The organism is Nitrospirillum guanabarense, from assembly GCF_034653355.1.
Classification (GTDB): Bacteria; Pseudomonadota; Alphaproteobacteria; order Azospirillales; family Azospirillaceae; genus Nitrospirillum.
Genome location: NZ_JAYEER010000004.1, coordinates 578,526 through 602,950, shown reverse-complemented (window position 1 = coordinate 602,950; position 24,425 = coordinate 578,526). Strand labels below are relative to the sequence as shown.

20 protein-coding genes are annotated in these 24,425 nt (G+C 67.7%); 12 read left to right on the top strand and 8 right to left on the bottom strand.

The genetic code is table 11. From position 1 onward, the window contains the following. Positions 1 to 45 precede the first annotated feature (45 nt). Positions 46 to 438, top strand: a complete 393-nt coding sequence (locus UAA55_RS20760) for an Hpt domain-containing protein (RefSeq protein ID WP_322955077.1) — start codon at positions 46 to 48, stop codon at positions 436 to 438. 80 nt (positions 439 to 518) lie between these two features. On the opposite strand, the gene UAA55_RS20755 is transcribed toward UAA55_RS20760, so the two are convergent. Together UAA55_RS20755 and putA are read right to left on the bottom strand one after the other, a co-directional pair. Further along, the gene (locus tag UAA55_RS20755) at positions 519 to 1,244 is read right to left on the bottom strand and encodes a response regulator transcription factor (protein WP_004273058.1); all 726 of its coding nucleotides are present in this window, start codon (positions 1,242 to 1,244) and stop codon (positions 519 to 521) included. Positions 1,245 to 1,530: 286 nt separating this feature from the next. Next, on the bottom strand, positions 1,531 to 4,701 hold the full coding sequence (gene putA / locus UAA55_RS20750; RefSeq protein WP_322955075.1) for a bifunctional proline dehydrogenase/L-glutamate gamma-semialdehyde dehydrogenase PutA: 3,171 nt from the start codon (positions 4,699 to 4,701) through the stop codon (positions 1,531 to 1,533). A 129-nt stretch (positions 4,702 to 4,830) separates the two neighbouring features. On the opposite strand from putA, the gene UAA55_RS20745 reads away from it, so the two are divergent. Both UAA55_RS20745 and UAA55_RS20740 read left to right on the top strand, forming a co-directional pair. Next, on the top strand, positions 4,831 to 5,316 hold the full coding sequence (locus UAA55_RS20745) for an Lrp/AsnC ligand binding domain-containing protein (protein ID WP_040843736.1): 486 nt from the start codon (positions 4,831 to 4,833) through the stop codon (positions 5,314 to 5,316). A 168-nt stretch (positions 5,317 to 5,484) separates the two neighbouring features. After that, entirely contained in the window at positions 5,485 to 8,088 is a 2,604-nt protein-coding gene (locus UAA55_RS20740) for a TonB-dependent receptor (RefSeq protein ID WP_322955072.1), read from the top strand. Here UAA55_RS20740 and UAA55_RS20735 read toward each other — a convergent pair. Then, positions 8,085 to 9,368, bottom strand: coding sequence for a TIGR03862 family flavoprotein (locus UAA55_RS20735; protein ID WP_322955071.1), 1,284 nt, complete (start codon positions 9,366 to 9,368; stop codon positions 8,085 to 8,087). The two genes, UAA55_RS20740 and UAA55_RS20735, sit on opposite strands and share 4 nt — an antisense overlap. A gap of 245 nt (positions 9,369 to 9,613) precedes the next feature. On the opposite strand from UAA55_RS20735, the gene UAA55_RS20730 reads away from it, so the two are divergent. Both UAA55_RS20730 and metH read left to right on the top strand, forming a co-directional pair. After that, a complete protein-coding gene (locus tag UAA55_RS20730; protein ID WP_322955070.1) occupies positions 9,614 to 10,687 on the top strand; it encodes a homocysteine S-methyltransferase family protein in 1,074 nt (357 codons plus the stop codon). A gap of 56 nt (positions 10,688 to 10,743) precedes the next feature. Beyond that, positions 10,744 to 13,419 carry a methionine synthase gene (gene metH / locus UAA55_RS20725; RefSeq protein WP_322955069.1) on the top strand — a complete coding sequence of 892 codons (2,676 nt, stop codon included), beginning with the start codon at positions 10,744 to 10,746 and terminating at the stop codon, positions 13,417 to 13,419. Positions 13,420 to 13,438: 19 nt separating this feature from the next. On the opposite strand, the gene UAA55_RS20720 is transcribed toward metH, so the two are convergent. From UAA55_RS20720 to UAA55_RS20705, 4 genes are all read right to left on the bottom strand, one after another. Continuing rightward, a complete protein-coding gene (locus tag UAA55_RS20720) occupies positions 13,439 to 14,032 on the bottom strand; it encodes a beta/gamma crystallin-related protein (protein ID WP_322955068.1) in 594 nt (197 codons plus the stop codon). 14 nt (positions 14,033 to 14,046) lie between these two features. Beyond that, positions 14,047 to 14,751, bottom strand: a complete 705-nt coding sequence (locus tag UAA55_RS20715) for a beta/gamma crystallin-related protein (RefSeq protein WP_322955067.1) — start codon at positions 14,749 to 14,751, stop codon at positions 14,047 to 14,049. 186 nt (positions 14,752 to 14,937) lie between these two features. Further along, the gene (metF, locus tag UAA55_RS20710; RefSeq protein ID WP_322955066.1) at positions 14,938 to 15,897 is read right to left on the bottom strand and encodes a methylenetetrahydrofolate reductase; all 960 of its coding nucleotides are present in this window, start codon (positions 15,895 to 15,897) and stop codon (positions 14,938 to 14,940) included. Between the two features lie 26 nt (positions 15,898 to 15,923). Further along, positions 15,924 to 16,853 (bottom strand): ArsR/SmtB family transcription factor, encoded by a 930-nt coding sequence (locus tag UAA55_RS20705; RefSeq protein WP_322955064.1) that lies wholly within the window; start codon positions 16,851 to 16,853, stop codon positions 15,924 to 15,926. 364 nt (positions 16,854 to 17,217) lie between these two features. On the opposite strand from UAA55_RS20705, the gene UAA55_RS20700 reads away from it, so the two are divergent. The 3 genes from UAA55_RS20700 (at position 17,218) to UAA55_RS20690 (ending at position 19,695) form a co-directional block, all read left to right on the top strand. Further along, positions 17,218 to 18,024: an MlaA family lipoprotein gene (locus UAA55_RS20700; RefSeq protein ID WP_322955063.1), complete on the top strand. Its 807-nt coding sequence runs from the start codon at positions 17,218 to 17,220 to the stop codon at positions 18,022 to 18,024. A gap of 138 nt (positions 18,025 to 18,162) precedes the next feature. Next, entirely contained in the window at positions 18,163 to 18,816 is a 654-nt protein-coding gene (locus tag UAA55_RS20695) for an MlaC/ttg2D family ABC transporter substrate-binding protein (RefSeq protein ID WP_322955062.1), read from the top strand. Between the two features lie 99 nt (positions 18,817 to 18,915). After that, positions 18,916 to 19,695 (top strand): hypothetical protein, encoded by a 780-nt coding sequence (locus UAA55_RS20690; protein WP_322955060.1) that lies wholly within the window; start codon positions 18,916 to 18,918, stop codon positions 19,693 to 19,695. A 72-nt stretch (positions 19,696 to 19,767) separates the two neighbouring features. Here the strand turns inward: UAA55_RS20690 and ettA are convergent, their stop codons facing one another. Further along, positions 19,768 to 21,444 (bottom strand): energy-dependent translational throttle protein EttA, encoded by a 1,677-nt coding sequence (ettA, locus tag UAA55_RS20685; RefSeq protein WP_322955059.1) that lies wholly within the window; start codon positions 21,442 to 21,444, stop codon positions 19,768 to 19,770. Between the two features lie 126 nt (positions 21,445 to 21,570). On the opposite strand from ettA, the gene UAA55_RS20680 reads away from it, so the two are divergent. From UAA55_RS20680 to UAA55_RS20665, 4 genes are all read left to right on the top strand, one after another. Then, positions 21,571 to 22,023 (top strand): YaiI/YqxD family protein, encoded by a 453-nt coding sequence (locus tag UAA55_RS20680; protein WP_322957730.1) that lies wholly within the window; start codon positions 21,571 to 21,573, stop codon positions 22,021 to 22,023. 154 nt (positions 22,024 to 22,177) lie between these two features. Further along, a complete protein-coding gene (locus UAA55_RS20675) occupies positions 22,178 to 22,906 on the top strand; it encodes a tetratricopeptide repeat protein (RefSeq protein ID WP_322955058.1) in 729 nt (242 codons plus the stop codon). Between the two features lie 72 nt (positions 22,907 to 22,978). Continuing rightward, positions 22,979 to 23,359 (top strand): hypothetical protein, encoded by a 381-nt coding sequence (locus UAA55_RS20670; RefSeq protein WP_322955057.1) that lies wholly within the window; start codon positions 22,979 to 22,981, stop codon positions 23,357 to 23,359. A gap of 213 nt (positions 23,360 to 23,572) precedes the next feature. Further along, positions 23,573 to 24,361 (top strand): tetratricopeptide repeat protein, encoded by a 789-nt coding sequence (locus UAA55_RS20665; protein WP_322955056.1) that lies wholly within the window; start codon positions 23,573 to 23,575, stop codon positions 24,359 to 24,361. Positions 24,362 to 24,425 lie beyond the last annotated feature (64 nt).

Genomic DNA, 24,425 nt, shown 5'->3' with positions numbered 1-24,425 from the left:
AAGCCAGACAAGACAACGAACCAAGCCAACAAACGGAAAACGCCGATGACTGCGCACCCCGAGGCCGAGAGCTGGCCCCTTGAAGACACGCCCACCCTGGACCGTGGCGTGCTGACCGCCCACGTCAACGACTTGGGGGCGGACCTGGTGCGCCAGATCGCGGAGAAATACCTGGACGACGCGCCGTCCAGCGTGGCGGCGGTGCGCGCGGCCTTGGAGGCGCAGGACCTGCCCCTGCTGCAGAAGCTGATCCACCGCCTGGGCGGCGGCGCGCAGACCGTGGGCCTGGCCGCCCTGTCGGCCCAGGCCCGCAAGGCGGAGCACGCGCTGCGCCAAGGGCACAACGACGAAGGCATCCGCGAGGCCACCCGTATGCTGGCCCGGGTCGGCAGCGACCTTGCCGTGCTGGATGAATTCCGCGCCGGCCTCAAGGACTGACGCCCTCCCATCCGCCGCCAAAGTAAACGGGCCCGATCCGGTCGGATCGGGCCCGTTCCGCGTTCGAAGAATACCGCGCCTTACGCCGGGCCGGTGACGTCGGCACCCAGGCGATAGCCCAGGCCCTTCTCCGTCAGGATCAGGCGCGGCTGGGCACCGCCATCGTTCATCTTGCGGCGCAGGCGGCTGACCAGCACGTCGATGGTGCGGTCGCTGGGGTTGCGGTCGGTGCCGCTGACGGCGTCGATCAACTGGTCGCGCGTCACCACCCGGCCACCGGAACGGACCAGCAGGGCCAGCAGCTCGAACTCGCCGCGGGTCACCCGCACCTCGACACCCTGGGTGTCGATCAGGCGGCGGCGGGCCAGGTCGATGGTCCAGCCGCCGAAGCGGCGCACCGTGCCCTCGGCCCGGCGCATCTTGCTGGGGTGGGTGCGGCGCAGCAGGTTGCGCGCCCGCGCCAGCAGCTCACGCGGGTTGGGCGGCTTGGTCACGTAATCGTCGCCGCCAGTCTCCAGGCCGAAGACACGGTCGTCCTCGTTGGCGCGCCGGGTGACGATGATGATGCCGACGTTGGAAATCTCGCGTATGTCGCGGGCGATGGAGAAACCGTCCTCGTCCGGCAGCTCGATGTCCAGCAGCACCAGATCGGGGGGCTGCCGGATGATGGCTTCCCGCGTCTGCTTGCCGTTGGCCGCCTCGGCGATCATGAACCCGGCCTGATGAAAGTATCCCGCCAGCAAGGCCCTGGTCGCCGGCTCGTCCTCAACGATCAGGACCAGCGGCGCTTCCACACTCTCCGTCATGACTTTTCCAACCCCCCTGCCGGCCATTGCCCCAAATGCACCGCCGGACGTTGGCGACAGAATGTCCCTCACGGGCCGCCAACGCAAGTCCCTGGCGAACCAAGGCTGTGCGGCCTTCCTATAGGGAAAAAGGTCAGGGCGGAATTGGAGAAACCTCCCCCAAAAGAGCGAGGCGGACACTCATGGCCAGTCGCCACAAGTGCCCGCCCCGGTTCGGACCCCGTCGCCTAGGGGTGGTCAGGCCCCGAGTCTGGCCCGAGTCTTGACGATAAGGCACCGTGACTGCTCAGCCGCCCAGGCCCAGGAGATCGGCGTTGCCGCCGAAGGCGGTGATGTTCACGGTCAGCGTCTTTTCGGTGGCGAAGCGCAGCAGGTAGTGCGGGCCGCCGGCCTTGGGGCCTGTGCCGGACAGGCCGTGGCCGCCGAAAGGCTGCACACCCACGACCGCGCCCACCATGTTGCGGTTGATGTAGGTGTTGCCGCAGTTCAGGCGCTGGAAGATCTCCCGCGCCCTGCCCTCCAGCCGGCTGTGGACGCCCAGGGTCAGGCCGTAGCCGGTGGCGTCGATGTCGGCCAGCACCTGGTCCAGGCTGTCGGCCTTCCAACGCACCAGGTGCAGGATGGGGCCGAACACCTCGCGCGGCAGGCGCTTCAGGCTGTCGATCTCATAGAGGCGGGGACCGAAGAAGGTGCCGTCGGCCAGGGCCGCGCCCGGATCGGAGGCATGGACCAGCTTGGCCTCGCGGTCCATGCGCTCGGCATGGGCCACCAGAATCTTGCGGGCGTCCTCATCGATGATGGGGCCGACGTCGGTGGCCAAGTCCAGCGGGTCACCCAAGGTGATCAGTTGCATGGCGCCCTTCAGCAGGTGGGCCATCTGGTCGGCCACGTCGTCCTGCACAAACAGCACCCGCATGGCGGAGCAGCGCTGGCCCGCCGACTGGAAGGCGGAGGTGACGCAGTCGTCCACCACCTGCTCCAGCAGGGCGGTGCTGTCGACGATCATGGCGTTCTGGCCGCCGGTCTCGGCGATCAGGGGAACAATGGCGCCGTCGCGGGCGGCCAGCGCCCTGTTGATCAGGCGGGCGGTTTCGGTGGACCCGGTGAAGGCCACGCCGCCGATGCGGGCGTCGGCCACCAGGCCGGCGCCCACCGTCTCACCATCGCCCGGCAGCAGGTGCAGGACGTCGCCCGGCACGCCGGCCTTGTGGAACAGGCGCACGGCGCGGGCGCCGACCAGGGTGGTCTGCTCGGCCGGCTTGGCCACCACGGCGTTGCCGGCGGCCAGCGCCGCCGCCACCTGGCCGGTGAAGATGGCCAGGGGGAAGTTCCACGGGCTGATGCAGACGAAGGTGCCGCGGCCATGCAGGGACAGCTCGTTGCTCTCACCCGTCGGGCCCGGCAGGCGGGTGGGCGCGCCGAACTGCTTGCGGGCGAGGTCGGCGTAATACCGGCAGAAGTCCACCGCCTCGCGCACCTCGGCGACGGCGTCGCCCCAGGTCTTGCCCGCTTCGCGGATCAGGATGCCCAGCAGGGCCGGGGTGTCGGCCTCGAGCGCGTCGCCCATGGCATCCAGGATACGGGCACGCCCCTCGCCACCCAACGCGTCCCAGCCGGGCTGGGCCTGGGCGGCCAGCGCCAGGGCGCGGTCGATATGCTCTGCCGTGGCATCGGCGGTGGTGCCCACCGTGCGGGTGCGGTCGGACGGGTCCAGTACCGGCCGCGCCTTCTGGCCAGCAAGGTCCTGGCCGCCGACGATGGGGCCGGCCATCCAGGCCTGGGCCAGGGCGGCGTCGATGCCGGCGCGCAGGGTCCGCACCGTGGCCTCGTCCGTCAGGTCGACGCCGTGGGAGTTGGCGCGGTCGTCACCATAGAGCTTGTCGGGGGTGGGGATACCGGCATGGCGCAGCACGGGCAAAGCCTCCAAAAGGGCGATCGGATCGGCAACCACCTGGCCCACCGGAATGGCCGGGTCCATGTAGGCGTTGACGAAGTTGCTGTTGGCGCCGTTCTCCAGGAGACGGCGGACGAGATAGGGCAGCAGGTCCTCATGCGTGCCGACGGGCGCGTAGATGCGCACGCGCGGCACATTCTTCAGGCGGTCGCGGGCGGCGGCGTACAGCAGGTCGCCCATGCCGTGCAGGCGCTGGAACTCCAGGTCGCGGTTGTCTCCGGCCAGGTGCAGGATGGCGGCGATGGTGTAGGCGTTGTGGGTGGCGAACTGCGGGTATATCGCGTCCTTGGCCGCCAGCATCCGCCGCGCGCACACCAGATAGCTGAGGTCCGTCGCCGCCTTCTTGGTGTAGACGGGATAGTCGGTATGACCCTGGGTCTGGGAGAACTTGATCTCCGTGTCCCAATAGGCGCCCTTGACCAGGCGCACCATCAGCCGGCGCCCGGCGGAGCGGGCCAGCGCCGCCAGCCAATCCACCAGATGGGCGGTGCGCTTCTGATAGGCCTGGATGGCCAGGCCCAGGCCGTTCCAGCCGGCGAGGTCGCCATCACGCGCCAGCGCCTCCAGCAGGTCCAGCGAGATGTCCAGGCGGTCGGCCTCCTCGGCGTCAATGGTCAGGTTGATGTCCCAGCGCTTGGCCGCCAGGCACAGATCCTTCACCCGGGGCAGCAACTGGGCCATGACATCGGCGCGCTTGGCGAAGACGTAGCGCGGGTGCAGGGCCGACAGCTTGATGGAGACGCCGGGGGCGGCGTAAGGGCCGCGGCCGGCCGCCGCCTTGCCCACGGTGTCGATGGCGTTGAGGTAGGAGGCTTGGTAGCGGTTCGCCTGTTCCCAGGTGCGGGCACCCTCGCCCAGCATGTCATAGGAATGGACGGTGCCTTCGGGCTTGGCCTTTTTGGCCTCGGACACCGCCTCGGCGATGGTGCGGCCCATGACGAAGTGCTCGCCCATCACGCGCATGGCCTTCATCATGGCGGCGCGGATGACCGGCTCGCCCGAGCGCTGGACCAGGCGGCGCAGCAGGCCGGGGGCGTCACCCTGCTTGGCGGTGTCGACCTCCACCACCCGGCCGGTCAGCATCAGGCCCCAGGCGGCGGCGTTGACGAAAGCGCTGTCGGACTGGCCCAGATGCTGGTCCCACTGCCCCTTCATGATCTTCTCGGCGATCAGCCGGTCGGCCGTGGCCGGGTCGGCGATGCGCAGCAGGCACTCGGCGATGCACATGAGGGCGATGCCCTCCTGGTTGGACAGGCCGAACTCCTGCATGAAGGCGTCCAGGGGGCCCAGCTCCGACCGGCGGGCGCGGGCGGCGTTCACCACGTCCACCGCTTGGGCGTCGATGGCCCGCCGCTCCTCCGCCGTCAGGCCGTGCGCCGCCAGCAGGGCGCGCACCGCCGTTTCCTCATTCAGGTGCTTGGCCCGGCGCAGGGCCGCGCGCGGGCCGTCAAGGTCGGGCGTGGCCGGGGAGGGAGAGCTGGACGGGGCGGTCGCCTGGTACATGACACTGCCTGGGGCTGGGGTGGGGCGATAATGTCGCGGATTATGGCGTGATTACCGGCATATTTCCCGCCGATTTGCGCAATTTTTCAGTATATCATCCGGCCATGGGGCCTTTCGGACGATGAAAATATGACCCGCCAAACCGCCGACCAGTTGGACCGCATCGACCTGAACATCCTGCGCATCCTGCAGGAGGATGGGCGCCTGTCGAATGTGGAGCTGTCCCGCCGCGTGAACCTGTCCCCCACCCCCTGCCTGGAGCGGGTGCGGCGCCTGGAACGCGACGGCTACATCCAGGGCTACGCGGCGCGGCTGGACCCGGAACGGCTGGGCCGCAGCCTGATGGCCTTCATCGAGGTGCGGCTGGACCGCACCAGCCCCGACGTCTTCAAAATCTTCGCCGACGCCATCGCCCCCATGGACGAGATCCAGGAATGCCACATGGTGGCCGGTGGCTTCGACTATCTGATCAAGGTGCGGGTGGCCGACATGGCCGCCTATCGCGCCTTCCTGGGCGACAAGCTGTCCAGCATTCCCGGCGTCGCCCAGACCCACACCTACATGGTGATGGAAGAGGTGAAGTCGACGGCGGCCATTCCGGTGCCGGTGCGGTAGCCCGCGCGAGGATGGCCACCATAAGGCATGGCGGCGCCCGGCATTCGCCGAACCGGCCGACAAAACTGCTAAGGTCGCAATTATTTAATCAAATTTAAATAATTTATGTGACGGAGGCTGTTATCAGGTCGCCGCGTCGGCCCCTTCTCGTCACAGGATAAATTTACCATGTCCCGGAGCATGTTGCTGCACCGCACCGCCGTGCCGCTGATCCTTTGCCTCGTCCCGCTCATTGGCCGCGCGGACGAAGCGCCGCCATCAGATCAGATCCAGGAAGTGGTCGTCACCGGCTATGGCCATAGCCTGCAAACCGCCAGCGACGTGAAGCGGGCGGCCGACCAAGTGGTCGACTCCGTCTCGGCCGAGGACATCGGCAAGTTTCCGAACCAGAACGTGGCGGAAGCGCTGCAACTGGTCACCGGCATCACCATGACCCGCAGCCGCAGCGAGGGGCTGGACATCGCCGTCCGGGGCTTCGCGTCCAACTTCCAGACCACGCAGTTGAACGGCCGCAGCATCGCGGTGAACGAAAACGTTGAAAACGGCGGCGTGAACGGCCGGCAGTTCCGCTATGACGTCCTGCCGTCCGAGCTGGTGTCGCGCATCGACGTGCAGAAGTCGCCCACCGCCGACATGAACGAGGGCGCCATCGGCGGCAACATCAACGTCCTGACCTTCCATCCCTTCGACCTGGGAACCACGGCCAGCGTCAACGCCCAGGGCAGCTATTCCGATCTGCGCGACCGTGTCGATCCCTCCGTGTCCGGCATCGCCTCCTGGGTGAACGCCAACCGGGACCTGGGTGTCCTGATCGCCGCCTCCTACATGGAACGGTCGGTGCGGCAGGATCGCGAGTACAGCACGGGCTGGCAGATCACCAAGGCCTGGGACCCCTATTTCGGCGGCGACACCTGGACGCCCACCCGCATCCGCCCCACCATCGAGCAGGAGGATCGCCGCCGCTACACGGTGGACGGCGCCCTGCAGTGGCAGCCTAATGAGCATTGGGAAACCAATGTCGACGTGCTGTTCTCCCGCCTGAAGGACAATTACGACGAATACGGTATCGACTTCTATCCCGGCGACAGCGCGGTGAAGCCGGCGGCGGGCACCTTCACCGTCGGCGACGGCACCATGGTGCGCGGTACCTTCAACAACGTCTTCACCATGGCGTCGCGCGAGACGTCCGGCCAGCGCCACGACCTGTTCGTCGCCGGCCTGAACCAGAAATGGACCGACGGCCCGTGGACCGTCGACGGCGATTTCTCCTATTCCTCCGCGCACAGCGTCACCGACGACCCCATCCATCGCAGCCGGCTGCAGGTCTACCTGCCGCTGACCATGGATTTCACCCGGGGGTACGAGGCCGCCTATGACCTGATCACCCCGGTCAACCTCAACAGCCCCGGCAGCTACGTCGGGCGCCGCCTTGAATACCGCGATGAGGACAGCAAGGATTACGATTGGGGCGGGCGGCTGGATGTCACCCGCGACCTGAACGTCGGCCCCCTGTCCAGCCTGGTGCTGGGCGGTGAGTATCGCGAGCGGGAGCGTGACTATTTCCGCCGCGACCTGGTGAGCGAGGCGGGGGTCAAGGGTGTTCCCGGCGGGGCCTTCCCCTCCTCCCTGTTCGAATCCTTTCCCTATTCCGACTTCATGAGCGGGTTCAGTGGCAACTTCCCGCGCACCTGGCTGGTGCCCAACGGCCGCGCCTTCTTCGCCAACTACTTCGACAACGCGCTGCTGAACGCGCCGCTGACCGCCGCCGACCTGGCCAACGGCTTCAAGGTGACGGAAGAGACCGTGGCGGGCTATGGCCGGCTGAACATGAAGACGTCCCTGGCGGGCATTCCGCTGACCGGCAACGCCGGCCTGCGCGTGGTGGACACCAAGCAGATCTCCAGCGGCTACGCCACCAATGGCGTCACCGCCACGCCGGTGCGCTATGAGAAGAACTACACCGACCTGCTGCCCAGCCTGAACCTTAAGGCGGACCTGACCGACGACCTGGTCTCACGCTTCAGCGTGGCCCGGGTGCTGACCCGGCCGAACCTGGGCGACATCGCGCCGCGCCTCAGCATTTCCAACGACGCGCCGACCGGCAGCGGCGGCAACCCCAACCTGTCCCCCTACATGGCGACCCAGTACGACGCCACGTTGGAATGGTACTTCCGCAAGGACGCGTCGCTGACCGGCGGCGTGTTCTACAAGCAGCTGGACAGCTACATCACCGCCAAGAACACGGAGATCAATATCCCCGGCCGCGGCGACATCCGCGTCACCACCCTGGCCAACGGTGGCAACGCCGAGGTCAGGGGGTTCGAACTCGCCTATCAGCAGGTCATGACCTTCCTGCCCGCCCCCTTCGACGGCCTGGGGCTGCAGGCGAACTTCACCCATGCCGATGTGACGACCCTGTTCGTCACCGGCACCCGCACCGTCCGGGACCAGCTGCCCGGCCTGTCCAACAACAGCTACAACCTGGTGGGCTTCTACGACTACGGTCCCTTCGGCGCCCGCCTGAGCTATTCCTGGCGCAGCGCGTACATGAGCGGGTTCGGCAACGAGGTCAGCTCGGACACCAACGTCGACGCCTACGGCACGCTGGACGCCAGCCTCAGCTATGCCCTAACGGACAACATCACGCTGACCCTGGAGGGCACCAACCTGACCGGCGCCGCCCTGTACAATTATGGCAACACCCCCACCCAGGCGCGCGAAATCTACTACTACGGTCGCCGCTACACGGCCGGGGTGCGGGCGAAGTTCTAATCACTGGCATCGGGCCGGCCCACGTGCCGTGACCGGCCCGAGTCCCGCTCCAGAAACGCGGCGATACCCTCTGCCGCCGCCAGCGCCCCGCTGAAACAAGCCTGCAGCAGATAGCCACCGGTGGGCGCCTCCCAGTCCAGCATCTCGCCCACGGCGAAGACGCCCGGCAGGCGGCGCAGCATCAGGTGCTCGTCCAGCTCGGTCAGCGTGATGCCGCCGGCGGTGGAGATGGCGCGGTCCATGGGGCGGATGGCCGCCAGAGTGACGGGCAGGGCCTTGAGGCGGGCGGCCAGCGCCGCCGGGGTGGCGAGGTCGGCGGGCGGGACGCCCTCGCGCAGCAGGGCGGGGATGACACCCTCCAGCCCCAGGGCCTTGCGCAGACGGTTCTTCAGGCTTTCGGACGGTGGCGCCTTGGCCAGACGCCCCGCAATGGCGGCAAGGTCCAGGTCGGGCTTGAGGTCGATGTGCAGCACCGCCTGGCCGTCGCGGGCGATGGCCTCCCGCAGCGGCGCCCCCAGGGCGTAAAGGGCGCCGCCCTCCAGGCCCGTGCGGGTCACCACCGCCTCCCCCCGGCTGGTCTGGCCGGCGAAGGACAGGGCGATGCGCTTCAGGGGCTGGCCCTCCGCCCGCTCGATGAAGGCGGGGGACCAGGCGATGTCGAAGCCGGCATTGGCGGCGCGGAAGGGGGCGAGTTCAACGCCCCTCGCCGCCAGCAAGGCCGCCCAGCCGCCGTCGGAGCCCAGGCGTGGCCAACTGGCGCCGCCCAGGGCCAGCAGGGTGGCGTCTGGCGTCATCGCCAGCGGGCCTTCCGGCGTGTCGAAGGTCAGGGCGCCGTGGGCGTCCCAACCCGTCCAGCGGTGACGGGCCTTCAGCGTCACGCCCAGCCCGTCCAGCCGGCGCAGCCAGGCGCGCAGCAGGGGGGAGGCCTTGAGGCCCACGGGGAAGACGCGGCCGCTGCTGCCGACGAAAGTCTCGATACCCAGGCCATGCACCCAGGCGCGCAGGTCATCCGGCGTGAAGCGCCTGATCCACGGCGCCACCACCGGCGCCGCCGCGCCATAGCGGGTAAGGAAGCGATCCAGCGGCTCGGAATGGGTGATGTTCAGACCGCCGCGCCCGGCCATCAGGAACTTGCGCGCCGGCGAGGGCATGGCATCGAACACCGTGGCGGCGATGCCCTTCCCGGCCAGCGCCTCCGCCGCCATGAGGCCGGCAGGCCCCGCCCCGATGATGGCGACAGATGGGCGCCCCCGCCCCGCTTTTTCCGCCGTTTGCGGCACCGCTCAACCCTTTCTCAACGCTCTTGGCCGCTTCTAGGCATGGCGATGCGTCGCCGTCAATGCGCCCGACCCGGCATGGGCCCCAACAGGGGCCGCTGAAAGGCGGGCGGCGCCTGCACCTAGCGCATCACATAAAGACATCTTTATGTTTGCATCTGTATCTCCACATCACTAGGGTGGCGAACATTGTTACCTGACAACCGGCTGCTTCGATGCCCGAAGGCCCGCCGGCGGAGTACGCGATCATGGCCCTGACCCGTTCCGAACGCCTGGCCCGCCTGCCGGAGCTGCTGAAGCAGCGCATCCTGGTGCTGGATGGCGCCATGGGCACCATGATCCAAGGCTACAAGCTGGATGAGGCCGGCTATCGCGGGGAGCGGTTCAAGGACTGGCACCGCGACGTGCGCGGCAACAACGACCTGCTGAACCTGACGCAGCCGCAGATCGTGCGCGAAATCCACCAGCAGTATTTCGACGCCGGCGCCGACATCGTCGAGACCAACACCTTCAATTCCACCAGCATCAGCCTGGCCGATTACGGCATGGAGGATCTGGCGTACGAGTTCAACAAGGCCGGCGCCGCCCTGGCCCGCGCCGCCGGCGACACCTTGGAAGACGCCGACCCCTCGCGCCCGCGCTATGTCGCCGGCGCCATCGGCCCCACCAACCGCACCGCCTCCATCAGCCCGGTGGTGACCGACCCCGGCTTCCGCAATGTCGACTTCGATGAGCTGCGCCTGGCCTACCGCACCCAGACCGAGGGGCTGATCGACGGCGGCGTGGACATGCTGCTGGTCGAAACCATCTTCGACACCCTGAACGCCAAGGCCGCCCTGTTCGCCATCGATGAGGTGCTGGAGGAAAAGGGACTGGAGCTGCCGGTCATGATCTCCGGCACCATCACCGACCGCTCCGGCCGCACCCTGTCCGGCCAGACGACGGAGGCCTTCTGGAACAGCCTGCGCCATGTGAAGCCGCTGAGCATCGGCCTGAACTGCGCGCTGGGCGCCGACCTGATGCGCCCCTACGTCCAGGAACTGAGCCGCATCGCCGACACTTACGTCAGCGCCCATCCCAACGCTGGCCTGCCCAACGAATTCGGCGGCTATGACGAGACGCCGGAGCAGATGGCCGACGCCCTGCGCCATTGGGCCGGTGACGGCCTGGTGAACATCGTGGGCGGCTGCTGCGGCACCTCCCCCGTCCATATCCGCGCCATCGCGGAGGCGGTGAAGGGCATCACGCCCCGCCCGCCCGCCGACCGGCCGGCGCGCATGCGCCTGGCCGGACTGGAGCCGTTCGAGATGCCGGCCTTCTGATCCGCCTTGCCTAGTTCAGCGTCCCGTCCCTCGTTTCGCTTCCGGAATCAGCCGCCATGACCCAGCCCCGCACCGCCGTCTTCATCAATGTGGGTGAGCGCACCAACGTCACCGGATCGGCCAAGTTCAAGAAGCTGATCCTGAATGGCGACTACGAGGCGGCGCTGGCCGTCGCCCGCCAGCAGGTGGAGGGTGGCGCCCAGATCATCGACGTGAACATGGACGAGGCCATGCTGGATAGCGAGGCCGCCATGGTCCGCTTCCTGCGCCTGATCGCGTCGGAGCCTGACATCGCCCGCGTGCCGGTCATGATCGACAGCTCCAAGTGGAGCGTGATCGAGGCCGGACTGAAGAACGTCCAGGGCAAGGCCATCGTCAATTCCATCAGCTTGAAGGAAGGCGAGGACGCCTTCATCGCCCAGGCCAGGAAGGTGCGCCGCTATGGCGCCGCCGTGGTGGTCATGGCCTTCGACGAGAAGGGCCAGGCCGACACCGAGGCGCGCAAGGTGGAGATCTGCCGCCGCAGCTATGACGTGCTGGTGAACAAGGTGGGCTTCCCGCCGGAAGACATCATCTTCGACCCCAACATCTTCGCCGTGGCCACGGGCATCGAGGAACACAACAACTACGCCGTCGACTTCATCAACGCCACGCGCCGCATCCGCAGCGAGCTGCCGGGCGCCCACGTCTCCGGCGGCCTGTCCAACGTCTCGTTCAGCTTCCGCGGCAATGAGACGGTGCGCCAGGCGATGCACGCCGTGTTCCTGTACCACGCCATCGCCGCCGGCATGGACATGGGCATCGTCAACGCCGGCGAGTTGCCGGTATACGAGGACATCCCGGCCGAGCTGCGCGAGCGGGTGGAGGACGTCATCCTCAACCGCCGCGAGGACGCCACCGACCGCCTGCTGGAGGTGGCGGAGAAGTACAAGGGCGGCGCCGCCAGGAAGGAGGCGGACCTCAGCTGGCGCCAGGCGCCGGTGAACCAGCGCCTGACCCACGCCTTGGTCCACGGCCTGACCGACTGGATCGACGACGATGTGGAGGAGGCGCGCCGGGCCGCCGACCGCCCGCTGTCGGTCATTGAAGGCCCGCTGATGGACGGCATGAACGTGGTGGGCGACCTGTTCGGCGCCGGCAAGATGTTCCTGCCCCAGGTGGTGAAGTCCGCCCGCGTCATGAAAAAGGCCGTGGCCTACCTGCTGCCCTACATCGAGGCGGAGAAGGACGGGGCCGCCAGCCGCAGCAACGGCAAGGTGCTGCTGGCCACGGTGAAGGGCGACGTGCACGACATCGGCAAGAACATCGTCGGCGTCGTCCTGCAATGTAACAATTACGAGGTCGTGGACCTGGGCGTCATGGTGCCCTGCGCCCAGATTCTAGAGACGGCGCGCAAGGAAAAGGCCGACATCATCGGCCTGTCCGGCCTGATCACCCCGTCCTTGGACGAGATGGTGTTCGTGGCCAAGGAGATGCAGCGCGAGGGCTTCGACCTGCCGCTGCTGATCGGCGGCGCCACCACCAGCAAGGTGCACACCGCCGTGAAGATCGACCCGGCCTACCAGGGCCCCGTCGTCCATGTCATCGATGCCAGCCGTGCGGTGGGCGTGGCCGGCAACCTGATCAGCCTGGCGGCCCGGGGCGACTATGCCCAGGGCGTGAAGGGCGATTACGCCCGCATGCGCGAGGCCCACGCCCGTGCCCAGGCCGGCCGCGCGCGGCTTCCCATCGCCGACGCCCGCGCCAACCGCGCCAAGCTGGACTGGGCCGCGTATGAGGCGCCGCAGCCGCTGAAGCCCGGCCTGACGGTGTTCGAGGATTACGACCTGGCGGAACTGGTGTCGCGCATCGACTGGCGCCCCTTCTTCCAGGCCTGGGAACTGGCCGGCACCTTCCCCGCCATCCTGGAGGATGCCGTGGTGGGCGAGGCCGCGCGCAACCTCTACGCCGACGCCCAGGCCATGCTGCAGCGGATCGTGGGCGAGAAGTGGCTGACGGCCCGCGCCGTGGTGGGTCTGTGGCCCGCCAACACCGTGGGCGACGACATCGAGGTCTATGCCGACGCTGGCCGCACGTCAGTCCAGGCGACGCTGCACACCCTGCGCCAGCAGATGGCGCGCGAAGCTGGCCGCGACCGGCCGCACCTGGCCCTGGCCGACTTCGTCGCGCCCAAGGAAACGGGCGTGGCCGACTGGATCGGCGGCTTCGCCGTCACCGCCGGCATCGGGCTGGAGGAACGCGCCAAGGCCTTCGAGGCGGCGCATGACGATTACAGCGCCATCCTGCTGAAGGCCCTGGGTGACCGCCTGGCCGAAGCCCTGTCGGAACGCATGCACGAGCGCGTGCGCACCGAACTGTGGGGCTACGCCGCCGGCGAAGCGTTGAGCAATGAGGACCTGATCGCGGAGAAGTACCGCGGCATCCGCCCGGCCCCGGGCTATCCCGCCTGCCCCGACCATACGGAGAAGGGCATCCTGTGGCAGCTGCTGGACGCGGAAAAGAACGCCGGCGTCACGCTGACCGAAAGCTACGCCATGACCCCCACCGCCGCCGTCAGCGGCCTGTATTTCGCCCATCCGGACGCCAAATACTTCGGCCTGGGCAAGGTGGAGCGCGACCAGGTGGCGGATTACGCCGCGCGCAAGGGCATGGACATGGCCACCATGGAACGCTGGCTGGCCCCCAACCTGAATTATGAGCCGTCCGCCACCGGGGACGCGGCGGCGGCGTGAGGCTGCGGCTCTTGCCCGCCTAATCCTCCGGCCAAATGTCGGTTTGGCGGTAAGCGCAGTTATAGCCCCACACCTTGCCGTCCCAGGTGAGGCGCCCTTCGCTTGGTCCGCCGTCGAACTCGCCCTCACTGGCGGAGCCGAAGCGTTGGGCGAAGGCCGCGCGGATATCGGGCCGGCAGTCGCCCACGCTGGTGAGGGACCATAGCGTCGCCGGCCTCCGGGTGTTCCAAACGATGGGTGAACCGGTGCCGGTGGTCGCCGCCGGTGCCGGCGCCGGCCGGTCAATCCGGCGTACGGAGGAAATGGCCTGGTCCAGGTCGATGCGGGACAGGTCGTTGATGACATCCCAAGCGCTGACCGCCTCGCAGTCACGATAGCCGGCGTGGCGGCACACCTCCCACGTTCCCCCCGTGACCGTCAGGGACCGCGCCCGGTCGTTCCAACCGCTGTCGGCCAGGTTCTCGGTATCCTCCTCAATATCGAGGGTGCTTCCGCCCCGGTCCTGTCCAGAATACAGGATGACCATGGCGTCGTACGCCCATGCGGTCCCGGGCAGGGCGGCAGCCAACATCAGGCCAGCGGAAATCAGCAGCCGCGCGGGGACACCTGCCATTCCCACCCCCATCATCACTGCCAGATGTTGATCTGCTCCGGCGTGCAGCGGTAGTGCCAGCGATCCCCATTCCAGAAAATGCGGCCTTCCCACTCCTCACCCCGGAAATTGACGTCGCCCGGCGGGCCGAAGCGCTGGACGAAGGCGTCATAGATGCGGCGACGGCAATCGCCCATGGGCGGGGGGCCGTCCCGCCGGTCGTCATTCCAGGTGACGCCGCCACCATAACTGGGCGGTGGGGGTGGTGGCTGGTCATAGGCCGGCGGGGCCGAGGGAGCATTGTTCCAGGTGATGCCGCCGCCATAACCGGGCGGTGGGCCGTATGAGGGCGGGGGCGGCGGCGGGTCGTAGACGGGCGGCGGAGGCGGTTCCGGCTGGTAGTAGCGGCCATCGATCTGCCGGGCGGAGGAAACGGCGTTGTACAGGCCGATCTCGCCCAAATCGCCGATCCGGGTGCCGCGCCCCACGCGCTTGCAGTTGCGGAAGCCGGAGTCCTTGCACACCTCCCACTCGCCCGAGCGCACGATCATGGATTTGGCGCGGTCATTCCAGCGCCCCATGTCGGCCAGGTTTTCCACACCATCGCGGATGGTCAGCGCGTCACCCCGGAAGAAGGCTTCGGAGTACAGGGTGATTTCCCCCGCCAGCGCACCGCCAGCGGTCATCAGGGTACCGACCAGCACGGCCGCCCCCATCACTCGGTGCATCAATCGTGTCATGACGGTCCACCCTGTCGTCCGGCCCGGCGGGCGCGCCCACCGGATCAAGTCAGTACCGGTCCAATTCCTTGCAATCATCGTTTGCAGGAATGCCTACCGGCGGATTTAACCTAAAGCCACGAGAATGGCGAGCCCGTGGCGGCGCGGTGGCATCATCCGGATTTCGGGATTTGCCAGGGAGGCTGGTCAGGAGGCCTTGGGCGCCCGCACCCCCAGCATATGGCAGATGGCGACTGTCAGGTCGGCGCGGTTGAGGGTGTAGAAATGGAAATCCCGCACCCCTTCCCGCTCCAGCCGCAGGCACTGCTGCACCGCCACGGTGGCGGCCACCAGTTGGCGGGTCTCCGGTTCCGCGTCCAGGCCGCCGAACAGATCTTCCATCCAGGCGGGCACGACGCAGTTGCATTTGGCCCCCAGTTCCACGGCGCGGCCGAAGTTGGTGATGGGCAGGATGCCCGGCACGATGGGGATGTCGATGCCGGCCGCCGCGACCGTGTCGCGGAAGCGCAGGAACCGGTCGGTGTCGAAAAAGAACTGGCTGATGGCGCGGGTGGCGCCGGCGTCCACCTTGCGCCGCAGATTGTCGATGTCGGCGGCGGCACTGGCGGCCTCCGGATGGGTTTCGGGGAAGCAAGCCACCGAGATCTCGAAATCCGCCACCCGCTTCAGCCCGGCCACCAGGTCGGTGGCGTAGGCGTAGCCGCCGGGATGGGGCTGGTAGCCGCTGCCGCCCAGGCCGCCGCTGCCGTCCGCCGCCTGGGGCGGGTCACCACGCAGCGCCACGATGTGACGGATGCCGGCGTCCCAATAGGCGCGCGCGATGGTGTCGATCTCTTCCTTGGTGGCCGCGACGCAGGTCAAATGGGCGGCGGCCGGAATGCCCGTCTGCTGCTGGATGGCGGTGACGGTGGCGTGGGTGCGCTCGCGCGTGGAGCCGCCGGCGCCATAGGTGACCGAGACGAAAGCCGGCGACAGCGGCGCCAGGCGGCGGATGGCCTGCCACAGCGTCTGTTCCATCTTCTCCGTCTTGGGCGGAAAGAATTCGAAGCTGACGCGCAGGTCCCGCGGCACTGTCACCAGCGGCTCTCCGCCGCCCAACTGGCTGGCCAGGGGTGTACCGGCGGCGCTCTCATTCACGATGGTCATGGTTTTTCTCAGCGTCTTCAGGGCGATCAGGCGGGGCGCTGGCCGGACCACAGGGTCACGGTCAGGGGCGTGCCGGGCAGGTGCACGGGGGGAACGGCCACCAGGCCGGCATGACCGAACCACTGCGCCATCTCGGCGTCAGTGAATCCCAGGCGGCGGTGGGCGTGGTCGGTGCGCAGATTCTCCAGGTCGTGGCTGGCGAAGTCGACCACCACCACGCGGCCACCGGGACGCAGCACGCGCGCGGCCTCCACCAGCACCTCCTGCGGATCCTCGGCGTAGTGCAGCACCTGGTGGATGATCACCATGTCCTGGCTGCCGCTGGGAACGGGGACCTGGTACATGTCGGCCAGCCGCACCTGCACGTGGCGCAGGCCCGCCTTTTCCAGATTGGCCCGCGCCACCGCCAGCATCTCACGCGAGGCGTCGATGCCCAGGGCCCGGGTGACGTGGGGGGCGAACAGCTCCAGCATGCGGCCGGTGCCCGTGCCGACGTCCAGCAGGTCGCCGATGCCACCGCCCGGCACCAGGGCCAGCAGCGCCTGTTCCACCTCGCGCTCGGGCACGTGCAGGCTGCGCACCTCGTGCCAGCGGGCGGCGTTGTCGCGGAAATATTGGGCCGCCGTTTCCTGCCGCGCGCGCTTGATCTGGTCCAAGCGCTCCAGGTCCAGCGCCAGGCCGGGGTCGTCCGCCGGGATGGCGTCCACCAGGGTCCGCGCCAGTTCCGCCACCGCCCCCCGCTCCGCCAGGCGATAATAGGCCCAGATGCCTTCGCGGAAACGGTCCAGCAGGCCGGCGTCGCACAGCAGCTTCAGATGCCGCGATACGCGCGGCTGGCTCTGCCCCAGGATCTGCGTCAGCTCGCTGACCGTCAGTTCGCCATGGGCGCACAGGGCCAGCAGACGCAGGCGCGTCGGCTCAGCCGCCGCCTTCAGGGCCCCCAGCAGAAAATCCATGGTCCAGCGATCCCCATGCCACCGCAGTCTATGAGGTCATTTGTACATATAAAGATGTCTTTATGCGAGAGAATAATGACAACGACACGAGACGACAAACGCGCCCCACGGGCGATGGGCAAGGCGATATAATGGTCTAAGTCCCAGCGCCGGCCCCAAGCGCGGTCGCACCCGCCCCACTCGTCCGATGGCAGCCCCTATATCGAAGGTCAGATAGAAAATGGCCCCACCTTGGCCCACCTCTTAGTGGCGCCTGGATTTGGCCACAAAGTATGCCAATCATTCATCAATAACCAATTTAACCGTGGGTTGACGCATGCGCCTGATGTCGCCGATCCCGCAGGGCGGGCCCTTGGTTTCTTTCATGCCGGCATGGCTCCTGGCGCATCGGCGGCGGCGATTGGCCCCCGCAATACTGGCGCTGACGACCCTGCTGGGGGTTTCGGCCTGCGCCCACAATCCCGATGGCACGCCCCAGCACCCAGCCCTGGCGGGGCCTGAGGCGAACGACCCGCTGGAGGGTATGAACCGCGGCGTCTTCTGGTTCAACGACCAGGTGGACCAGGCCGTGCTGCGTCCCGTGGCCCAGGCCTACCGCTGGGCCATTCCGCCGGCGCTGCGCGACGCCGTGTCCAACGTGCTGAACAATGTGCGGTCCCCCCTCACCCTGGCCAACAACCTGCTGCAGGGCGACTTCGAAGGCGCGGGCGTGACGGTGGAACGCTTCATCATCAACTCCACGGTGGGCATCGGCGGCCTGGTCGACGTGGCCGCCGCCAACGGCATCCCTTACCACTATGAGAGTCTGAGCCAGACCTTCGCCGTCTGGGGCGTCGATGAGGGGCCCTATCTGGTGCTGCCCTTCCTGGGCGCGTCCTCCGTCCGCGACGCGGTGGGCTTCGGCCTGGAAGCATGGGGTGACCCGGTCACCCGCGTGGCCGGCAACACCGACAACGATTGGGCCAACTACACCCGCGTGGGCTTGACGGTGCTGGACGCACGGTCGACCTATTTCGAAGCGCTGGACGATTTGCGCAAGAACAGCGTCGATTATTACGCCGCCATGCGCGCCGCCTATCGGCAGCAGCGTGATGGCTATGTCCTGAACGGCAAGGCAGATCCGCGCCAATATCCCAGCATTCCCGACTACTCCCAGAACCCTGACCCGTAATAGAAAGGCACCCGGGTGGCAGGGGGCCGCCGACACCGAGTCCGGATCCAAACTGTACTGACCCGCCGTGACCCCCATCACTGCATCCGCCCCTGTCCCCGAAGGACAGTCCTGACACACGAAGAGATCAACAAGGCCATGACCAACATGCTGACGCGCCGCACCCTTTTGCTCGGCACCGCCACGATGGGCCTTGCCCTGTCCCTGGGGCTGCCGTTCGCCACTCCCGCCCTGGCCGCCGCCGACACCGGCGCCGCCGTGAAGTTCGTCCAGGGCCTGGGCGACAAGGCCATTGGCGTCCTGTCCAAGCCCGGCGCCTCGAAGGGGGAAGTCCAGTCCACCTTCAACCAGTTGCTGCAGCAGAACTTCGACCTGCAGACCATCGGCCGCTTCGTCCTGGGCCGTTACTGGAACGTCGCCAACGACGCTCAGCGCCAGGAATACATGAAGCTGTTCCAGACCATGATCGTCTCGGTTTATTCCGAGCGCTTCAGCCAGTACACGGGTGAAACCTTCAAGGTCGGCGCCGCCCAGCCGGACGGCGAAAAGGATGCCATCGTCAACAGCCAGGTCGTCCGGTCCAACGGCCCGGCCGTGAACGTCGACTGGCGCCTTCGCTCCAAGGACGGCAGCTTCCGCATCATCGACGTGGTGGTGGAGAACGTGAGCATGAGCCTGACCCAACGGTCGGAGTTCGCGTCCGTGATCGAAAGCCACGGTGGCGACTTCAACGCCCTCCTGGATGCTCTGCGCGACCGGATCCAGAAGGCCAACGCCGGCGTGGCCCAGTAAAGGCCGGCACCCGAGAGAATTGGCGGTTGGAATGGCGCCCCGGGGCAACGACCCTGGGACGCCATTTCTTTTTTAAGCGCGGGGCTTTAGCCTGCCCCCATGCTTAGGGAATGGATCACCAGCGTGGCGACGGCTTGCCCGCCCGCCGCCCGGCGGCTGGGCCTGCACCGTGAACCCGCCGCCATCGCGGCGCGGGCACGGCGCCACCAAGCCGCCTGGGCGCCACACTTGGCCAGCAGCCGCCGCTTGGTGGCGGTGATGGCCGAGCGGTTCGGGAGGGGCGGCACCCTGCTGGTGTTGGGATCCGGCCCCCTGCTGGACCTGCCGCTGGACGCCCTGTCGCCCCGGTTCAACCGCATCGTCCTGGCCGACATCGCCCATGGGCCTGGCCCCCGCTGGCGTGCCTGGCGTGATCCGAAAATCGTCCTGGACCTGGTTGACCTGACGGGCACGGCGGCCGACATCGCCGCCGGCCGGCCGCTGACGCCCCATTGCGACGCCTACGTTGGCACCACCCCGGATCTGGTCCTTTCCCTGAACCTGGCCTCGCAGCTGCCGCTGACGGCGCATCGCCTGGTGGCGGCGCAGGCGGGCGCCGCCACCGCCGACGCACTGGCGGCGGACATCGTGCGGTCGCACCTGGACCATCTCGCGCGCCTGGCCGCGCCCTGCCTGATCCTGACGGATGTGGAGCGGCGATGGCTGGACGGCCAGGGCCGCGTCCAGTCGGTTGAGGACCCTTTGTTCGGCCTGGCCCTGCCGGGGGATCGCCTGGCCACATGGCCATGGGCCGTGGCGCCGGCCGGTGAAATCGCCCCCGGCAAGGGCTTTGAGACCACCGTGGCCGCCCACCTGTTGCCGCCGCCCCCTCAGCCTTAAGGCCAAACCCAATGAAAACGGGGAGCGGCTTGGCACCGCTCCCCGTCCGATCCCCCATCAGGCCGTGGCCGCTTAGTTGCGAACCAGCGGGCGGTACTTGATGCGGTGCGGCTGGTCGGCGGCCGAGCCCAGGCGGCGCTTGCGGTCGGCTTCGTAGTCCTGGTAGTTGCCCTCGAACCAGACCACCTGGCTCTCACCCTCGAAGGCCAGGATGTGGGTGGCGATGCGGTCCAGGAACCAGCGATCGTGGCTGATGACCACGGCGCAGCCGGCAAAGCCGACCAGCGCCTCTTCCAAGGCGCGCAGGGTTTCCACATCCAGGTCGTTGGTCGGTTCGTCCAGCAGTAGGACATTGGCGCCGGACTTCAGCATCATGGCCAGGTGCACGCGGTTGCGCTCACCGCCCGACAGCTGGCCCACCTTCTTCTGCTGGTCGGAGCCGCGGAAGTTGAAGGCGGAAACGTAGGCGCGGCTGGGCATGGACTTCTTGCCCAGCTCGATGATGTCCAGGCCGCCGGAGATCTCTTCCCACACCGTCTTGTTCGGGTTGAGGGCGTCGCGGCTCTGGTCGACGTAGCCCAGCTTGACCGTCTCACCCACCTTGAAGGTGCCCGCGTCCGGCGTCTCCTGGTTGGTGATCATGCGGAACAGGGTGGTCTTGCCGGCGCCGTTGGGGCCGATGATGCCCACGATGCCGCCCGGCGGCAGGCGGAAGGACAGGTCGTCGATCAGCAGGCGGTCGCCGAAGCCCTTCTTCAGGTGCTCGGCCTCGATGACCACATTGCCCAGGCGGGGCGGCACGGGGATGACGATCTGGGTGTCGGTGATCGCCTCCTTCGTGCTCTGGGCCAGCAATTCCTCGTAAGCCTGGATACGGGCCTTGGACTTGGCCTGGCGCGCGCGCGGGCTCTGCCGCACCCACTCCAGCTCCTGGGCCAGCTGCTTCTGGCGGGCGTCCTCGGTGCGGCCTTCCTGGGCCAGGCGCTTTTCCTTCTGCTCCAGCCAGCTGGAGTAGTTGCCCTCGTAAGGGATGCCCGAGCCGCGGTCCAGTTCCAGGATCCAGCCGGTGACGTTGTCCAGGAAGTAACGGTCGTGGGTGACCATCACCACCGTGCCCTTGTAGTCGGCCAGGAAGCGCTGCAGCCAGGCGACGCTTTCGGCGTCCAGATGGTTGGTCGGTTCGTCCAGCAGCAGCATGTCGGGCTTGGACAGCAGCAGCTTGCACAGCGCCACGCGGCGCTTCTCACCGCCCGACAGCTTGGTCACGTCGGCGTCACCCGGAGGGCAGCGCAGAGCGTCCATGGCGATGTCCACGGTGCGCTCGATGTCCCAGGCGTCGGCGGCGTCGATCTTCTCCTGCAGCTCCGCCTGCTCGGCGATCAGCGCGTCGAAGTCGGCGTCCGGGTCCGCCATGGCGTTGCTGACCTCGTTGAACCGGTCCAGCAAGCCCTTGGTGGCGGCCAGGGCGTCCATGACGTTTTCCTGGACGTTCTTGTTGGGGTCCAGCTGCGGTTCCTGCGGCAGGTAGCCGACGGACACGCCGTCGGCGGCCCAGGCCTCGCCGTTGTAGTCCTTGTCCAGACCGGCCATGATCTTCAGCAGGGTGGACTTACCCGAGCCGTTCACGCCCAGCACGCCGATCTTGGCGCCGGGGTAGAAGCTCAGCCAGATGTTCTCGAAAACCTTGCGGCCGCCGGGGTAGACCTTGGTCACACCCTTCATCACATAAACATATTGGTACGACGCCATGGGCTGTCTCTTCACAAAGGGTGGCAACAAGGGCAGGGTCTGAACCCAGCCGGCGACGCCTTTTACCCCACCATCCCACCCGCGCGCAACGCGGGTGGCAAGCATTCGAAAGCCTTAAACCCCATGCTGGAGATCTATGTCGACGCCGACGCCTGCCCCGTGAAGGAGGAGGTGTTCAAGGTGGCGGAGCGCTATCAGCTGAAGACCTACCTGGTGTCCAACGGCCCGCTGCGGGTGCCGCCGGGGGGCCTGGTGCAGCTGGTGGTGGTCAGCGACGGATTCGATGCCGCCGACGATTGGATCGCCACCCATTGCGGCGTGGGCGACATCGTCATCACCGCCGACATCCCCCTGGCCGACCGCAGCCTGAAGGCCGGCAGCCGGGTCATCGGCCCCACCGGCCGCCCTTTCACCCCCCAGTCCATCGGCACCGCCATCGCCACCCGCGCCCTCATGAGCGACCTGCGCGCCATGGGCGTGGTCCAGGGCGGCAACGCCCCCATGGCCAAGCGCGACAAGTCGCAGTTCCTGCAGGCGCTGGACCAGGCGGTGAACGCCGTCAGGAAGATGGGCAAATAAGCTCCACGCCGTGACGGACGCGGCACCCGGCCGCCTGTCACAGCCTAGTCACAGGACATCCCTTCCCCCGCCCCTTTCCCGCCCCAATGGCTGCGCACGCTGACCTTGGACGACCGCGTGGGCCTGAAGGCCGCGGCGATTGGAGGGTTTGGGCATGCAACATCGTTCCTGGCGCAAATCCGCCCTGCTGGCGGCCACCCTGCTGCCCCTATGCGCCGTCGCGGCCGGCGGCATGGCCCTGGCCAACACGCAGAAGGGCGTGGGCGCGTTCGAGCGCAAGGATTACCCCGCCGCCCTGGCCGACCTCACGCCCGCGGCCGACAAGGGCGACGCCGAGGCGCAGACCTACCTGGGCTGGATGTACGAGAAGGGGCTGGGCGTGCCGGTGGACTACGCCCGCGCCCAGGCTTGGTACACCAAGGCCGCCAACAAGGGCCATGCCCACGCCCTGAACAATTTGGGCTCGCTCTACTATCTGGGCAACGGCGTGCCCAAGGACGCGCCCAAGGGCATCAGCCTGTTCCGCAAGGCTGCCAAGAAGGGCGACGCCCAGGCCCAGATGAACCTGGCGATGATCTATTATCTTGGTCATGACGCGCCCAAGGATGACGCGGAGGCCGCCCACTGGGCCCGCGCCGCCGCCCGCCAGGGCAACCCGCACGCCCAGATCCTACTGGCCCGCCTGTACGACACCGGCGCCGGCCTGCCGCGCAACCCGGTGCTGGCCTACACCCTGACCATGCTGTCCGGCAACAACCCCGACGCCCAGGCCCTGCGCACCCGCCTGGACGGCGAACTGACGACCGCCCAGAAGGCGGAGGCGCAAACCCTGGCCAAGACATGGCGCCCCGGCCAGCCGCTGCCGACGGCGACGCGGACGTAGGAAATTTAACCGGCTCCAGCGCCTCGCCGAGTGATAAAGTCCCTTTGAAAGGCATCGTTGTGGGGATGAGACTTGAGCATCCTGGGCGCTTTGGGACTGGGTTGGGAGTCTTGGCCTTGGGACTTGCCTGCGGACGCAGCCGCCGAACAACGGAAGGGCTACGACATACGGGCCGCCAAAGCCATCACCTGGCAGGCGGTGCCCTTCAACGCATTCCCCCAGGAAGGCCTTTTTGGCCATGAACGGGACTGGTTCATCACCAACGACATCGCCTTCTTTTCCACGATGGATGGCGAAAGCTTGATTCTGGTTCAGAATACCTGGCACGGGTTCCCCGATCCCCCGGAATGGGGCTTGGCATCCCGCCCCTCGAACCGCAATGACGTGCGCTGGGCCCAATGGGGCTTCTTCCCCAACATTCCGAAAAAATGGTATGTGCCCGGCGAGAGCTGAGCGGACAACCCACTGTAAAGGTTGATATATCGCTGCCTGGGTTTGCGGACGTCCAGGATGTGGGGTGTCAGCGCCATCGTCCCGCCCTAGTTGCTCGTCATCGTCCCACTACACGCCGAAAGGCGGGCAGACGAATGGGAGCGCAAGATGGGGAACAGGCCTGCGGGACCTTTGCTTAAATCGCGGCGGCTTGCCGTGGCGGTGTTGGCTGCCTTGGGGCTCATTGCCCTTGCCGGGCCGGCCGTCGCCGTACAGACCGACAGCCCACCCGTCACCGGTGCGGCCCGGCTCCAGCCGGACATCGGCACCCGCCTTGAGCAGGGCATGGCCGCCTTCAAGGCCAAGCGCTATGCGGGGGCCTTGGCCCAGCTGACGCCCCTGGCGGAGCAAGGGAACGCCGATGCGCAAACCTATCTGGGCTGGATCTATGAAGAGCCGCTGGTGACCATCACAGCCATCGGCGAAACGCCGGCCTTCGTCCCTGATAATGCCAAGGCGCGGATGTGGTACGAAAAGGCTGCGGCACAAGGCCAGGCCCATGCCCTGAACAACCTGGGTTCGCTCTATTTCCTGGGGCGCGGCGTGCCGGAAGACCAGGCAAGGGGTATCACCTTGTTCCAGCAGGCGGCGGCCCGGGGTGACCTGCAGGCCCAGGACAACCTGGCCATGATCTACTACAACGGCGTGGGCGTGGCGAAGAACACCCAGGCGGCGCTGATGTGGTGCGAGCGCGCCGCCACTCAAGGCGATCCCGAAGCCCTGCGCTTCCTGGCCGCCCAAGCCTTGGCCGGCGAGGACGGACCGCGCGATCCGACCCGGGCCTACATCCTGACGCTGTTGGGCCCAAGCGATGACGCCGACATTGCCAAGATGCGGACCGCGCTGGAACAGCAACTGCCGGCCAACGTCCAGCAACGCGCCCATGAGCTGGCTGCCGCCTGGCATCTGGGCCAGCCTTTGCCCACGGCGGATCAGACCAGAGGTGCCGTACATCCCCTGTGACGTCGCGACACACGGCGCCGGAATGAGAAAAGGGCCGCACCCCGGCAGGGATGCGGCCCTTCGC

Excerpts from the sequence above, each read along its gene's own strand:
- UAA55_RS20675 (WP_322955058.1), top strand. The coding sequence starts at position 22,178 with ATGCAACATCGTTCCTGGCGCAAATCCGCCCTGCTGGCGGCCACCCTG.
- UAA55_RS20720 (WP_322955068.1), bottom strand. The coding sequence starts at position 14,032 with ATGGCAGGTGTCCCCGCGCGGCTGCTGATTTCCGCTGGCCTGATGTTG.
- UAA55_RS20740 (WP_322955072.1), top strand. The coding sequence starts at position 5,485 with ATGTCCCGGAGCATGTTGCTGCACCGCACCGCCGTGCCGCTGATCCTT.
- UAA55_RS20715 (WP_322955067.1), bottom strand. The coding sequence starts at position 14,751 with ATGACACGATTGATGCACCGAGTGATGGGGGCGGCCGTGCTGGTCGGT.
- UAA55_RS20690 (WP_322955060.1), top strand. The coding sequence starts at position 18,916 with ATGCTTAGGGAATGGATCACCAGCGTGGCGACGGCTTGCCCGCCCGCC.
- UAA55_RS20700 (WP_322955063.1), top strand. The coding sequence starts at position 17,218 with ATGCCGGCATGGCTCCTGGCGCATCGGCGGCGGCGATTGGCCCCCGCA.
- UAA55_RS20755 (WP_004273058.1), bottom strand. The coding sequence starts at position 1,244 with ATGACGGAGAGTGTGGAAGCGCCGCTGGTCCTGATCGTTGAGGACGAG.
- putA (WP_322955075.1), bottom strand. The coding sequence starts at position 4,701 with ATGTACCAGGCGACCGCCCCGTCCAGCTCTCCCTCCCCGGCCACGCCC.
- UAA55_RS20730 (WP_322955070.1), top strand. The coding sequence starts at position 9,614 with ATGGCCCTGACCCGTTCCGAACGCCTGGCCCGCCTGCCGGAGCTGCTG.
- metF (WP_322955066.1), bottom strand. The coding sequence starts at position 15,897 with ATGACCATCGTGAATGAGAGCGCCGCCGGTACACCCCTGGCCAGCCAG.
- UAA55_RS20760 (WP_322955077.1), top strand. The coding sequence starts at position 46 with ATGACTGCGCACCCCGAGGCCGAGAGCTGGCCCCTTGAAGACACGCCC.
- UAA55_RS20745 (WP_040843736.1), top strand. The coding sequence starts at position 4,831 with ATGACCCGCCAAACCGCCGACCAGTTGGACCGCATCGACCTGAACATC.
- ettA (WP_322955059.1), bottom strand. The coding sequence starts at position 21,444 with ATGGCGTCGTACCAATATGTTTATGTGATGAAGGGTGTGACCAAGGTC.
- UAA55_RS20705 (WP_322955064.1), bottom strand. The coding sequence starts at position 16,853 with ATGGATTTTCTGCTGGGGGCCCTGAAGGCGGCGGCTGAGCCGACGCGC.
- UAA55_RS20695 (WP_322955062.1), top strand. The coding sequence starts at position 18,163 with ATGACCAACATGCTGACGCGCCGCACCCTTTTGCTCGGCACCGCCACG.
- metH (WP_322955069.1), top strand. The coding sequence starts at position 10,744 with ATGACCCAGCCCCGCACCGCCGTCTTCATCAATGTGGGTGAGCGCACC.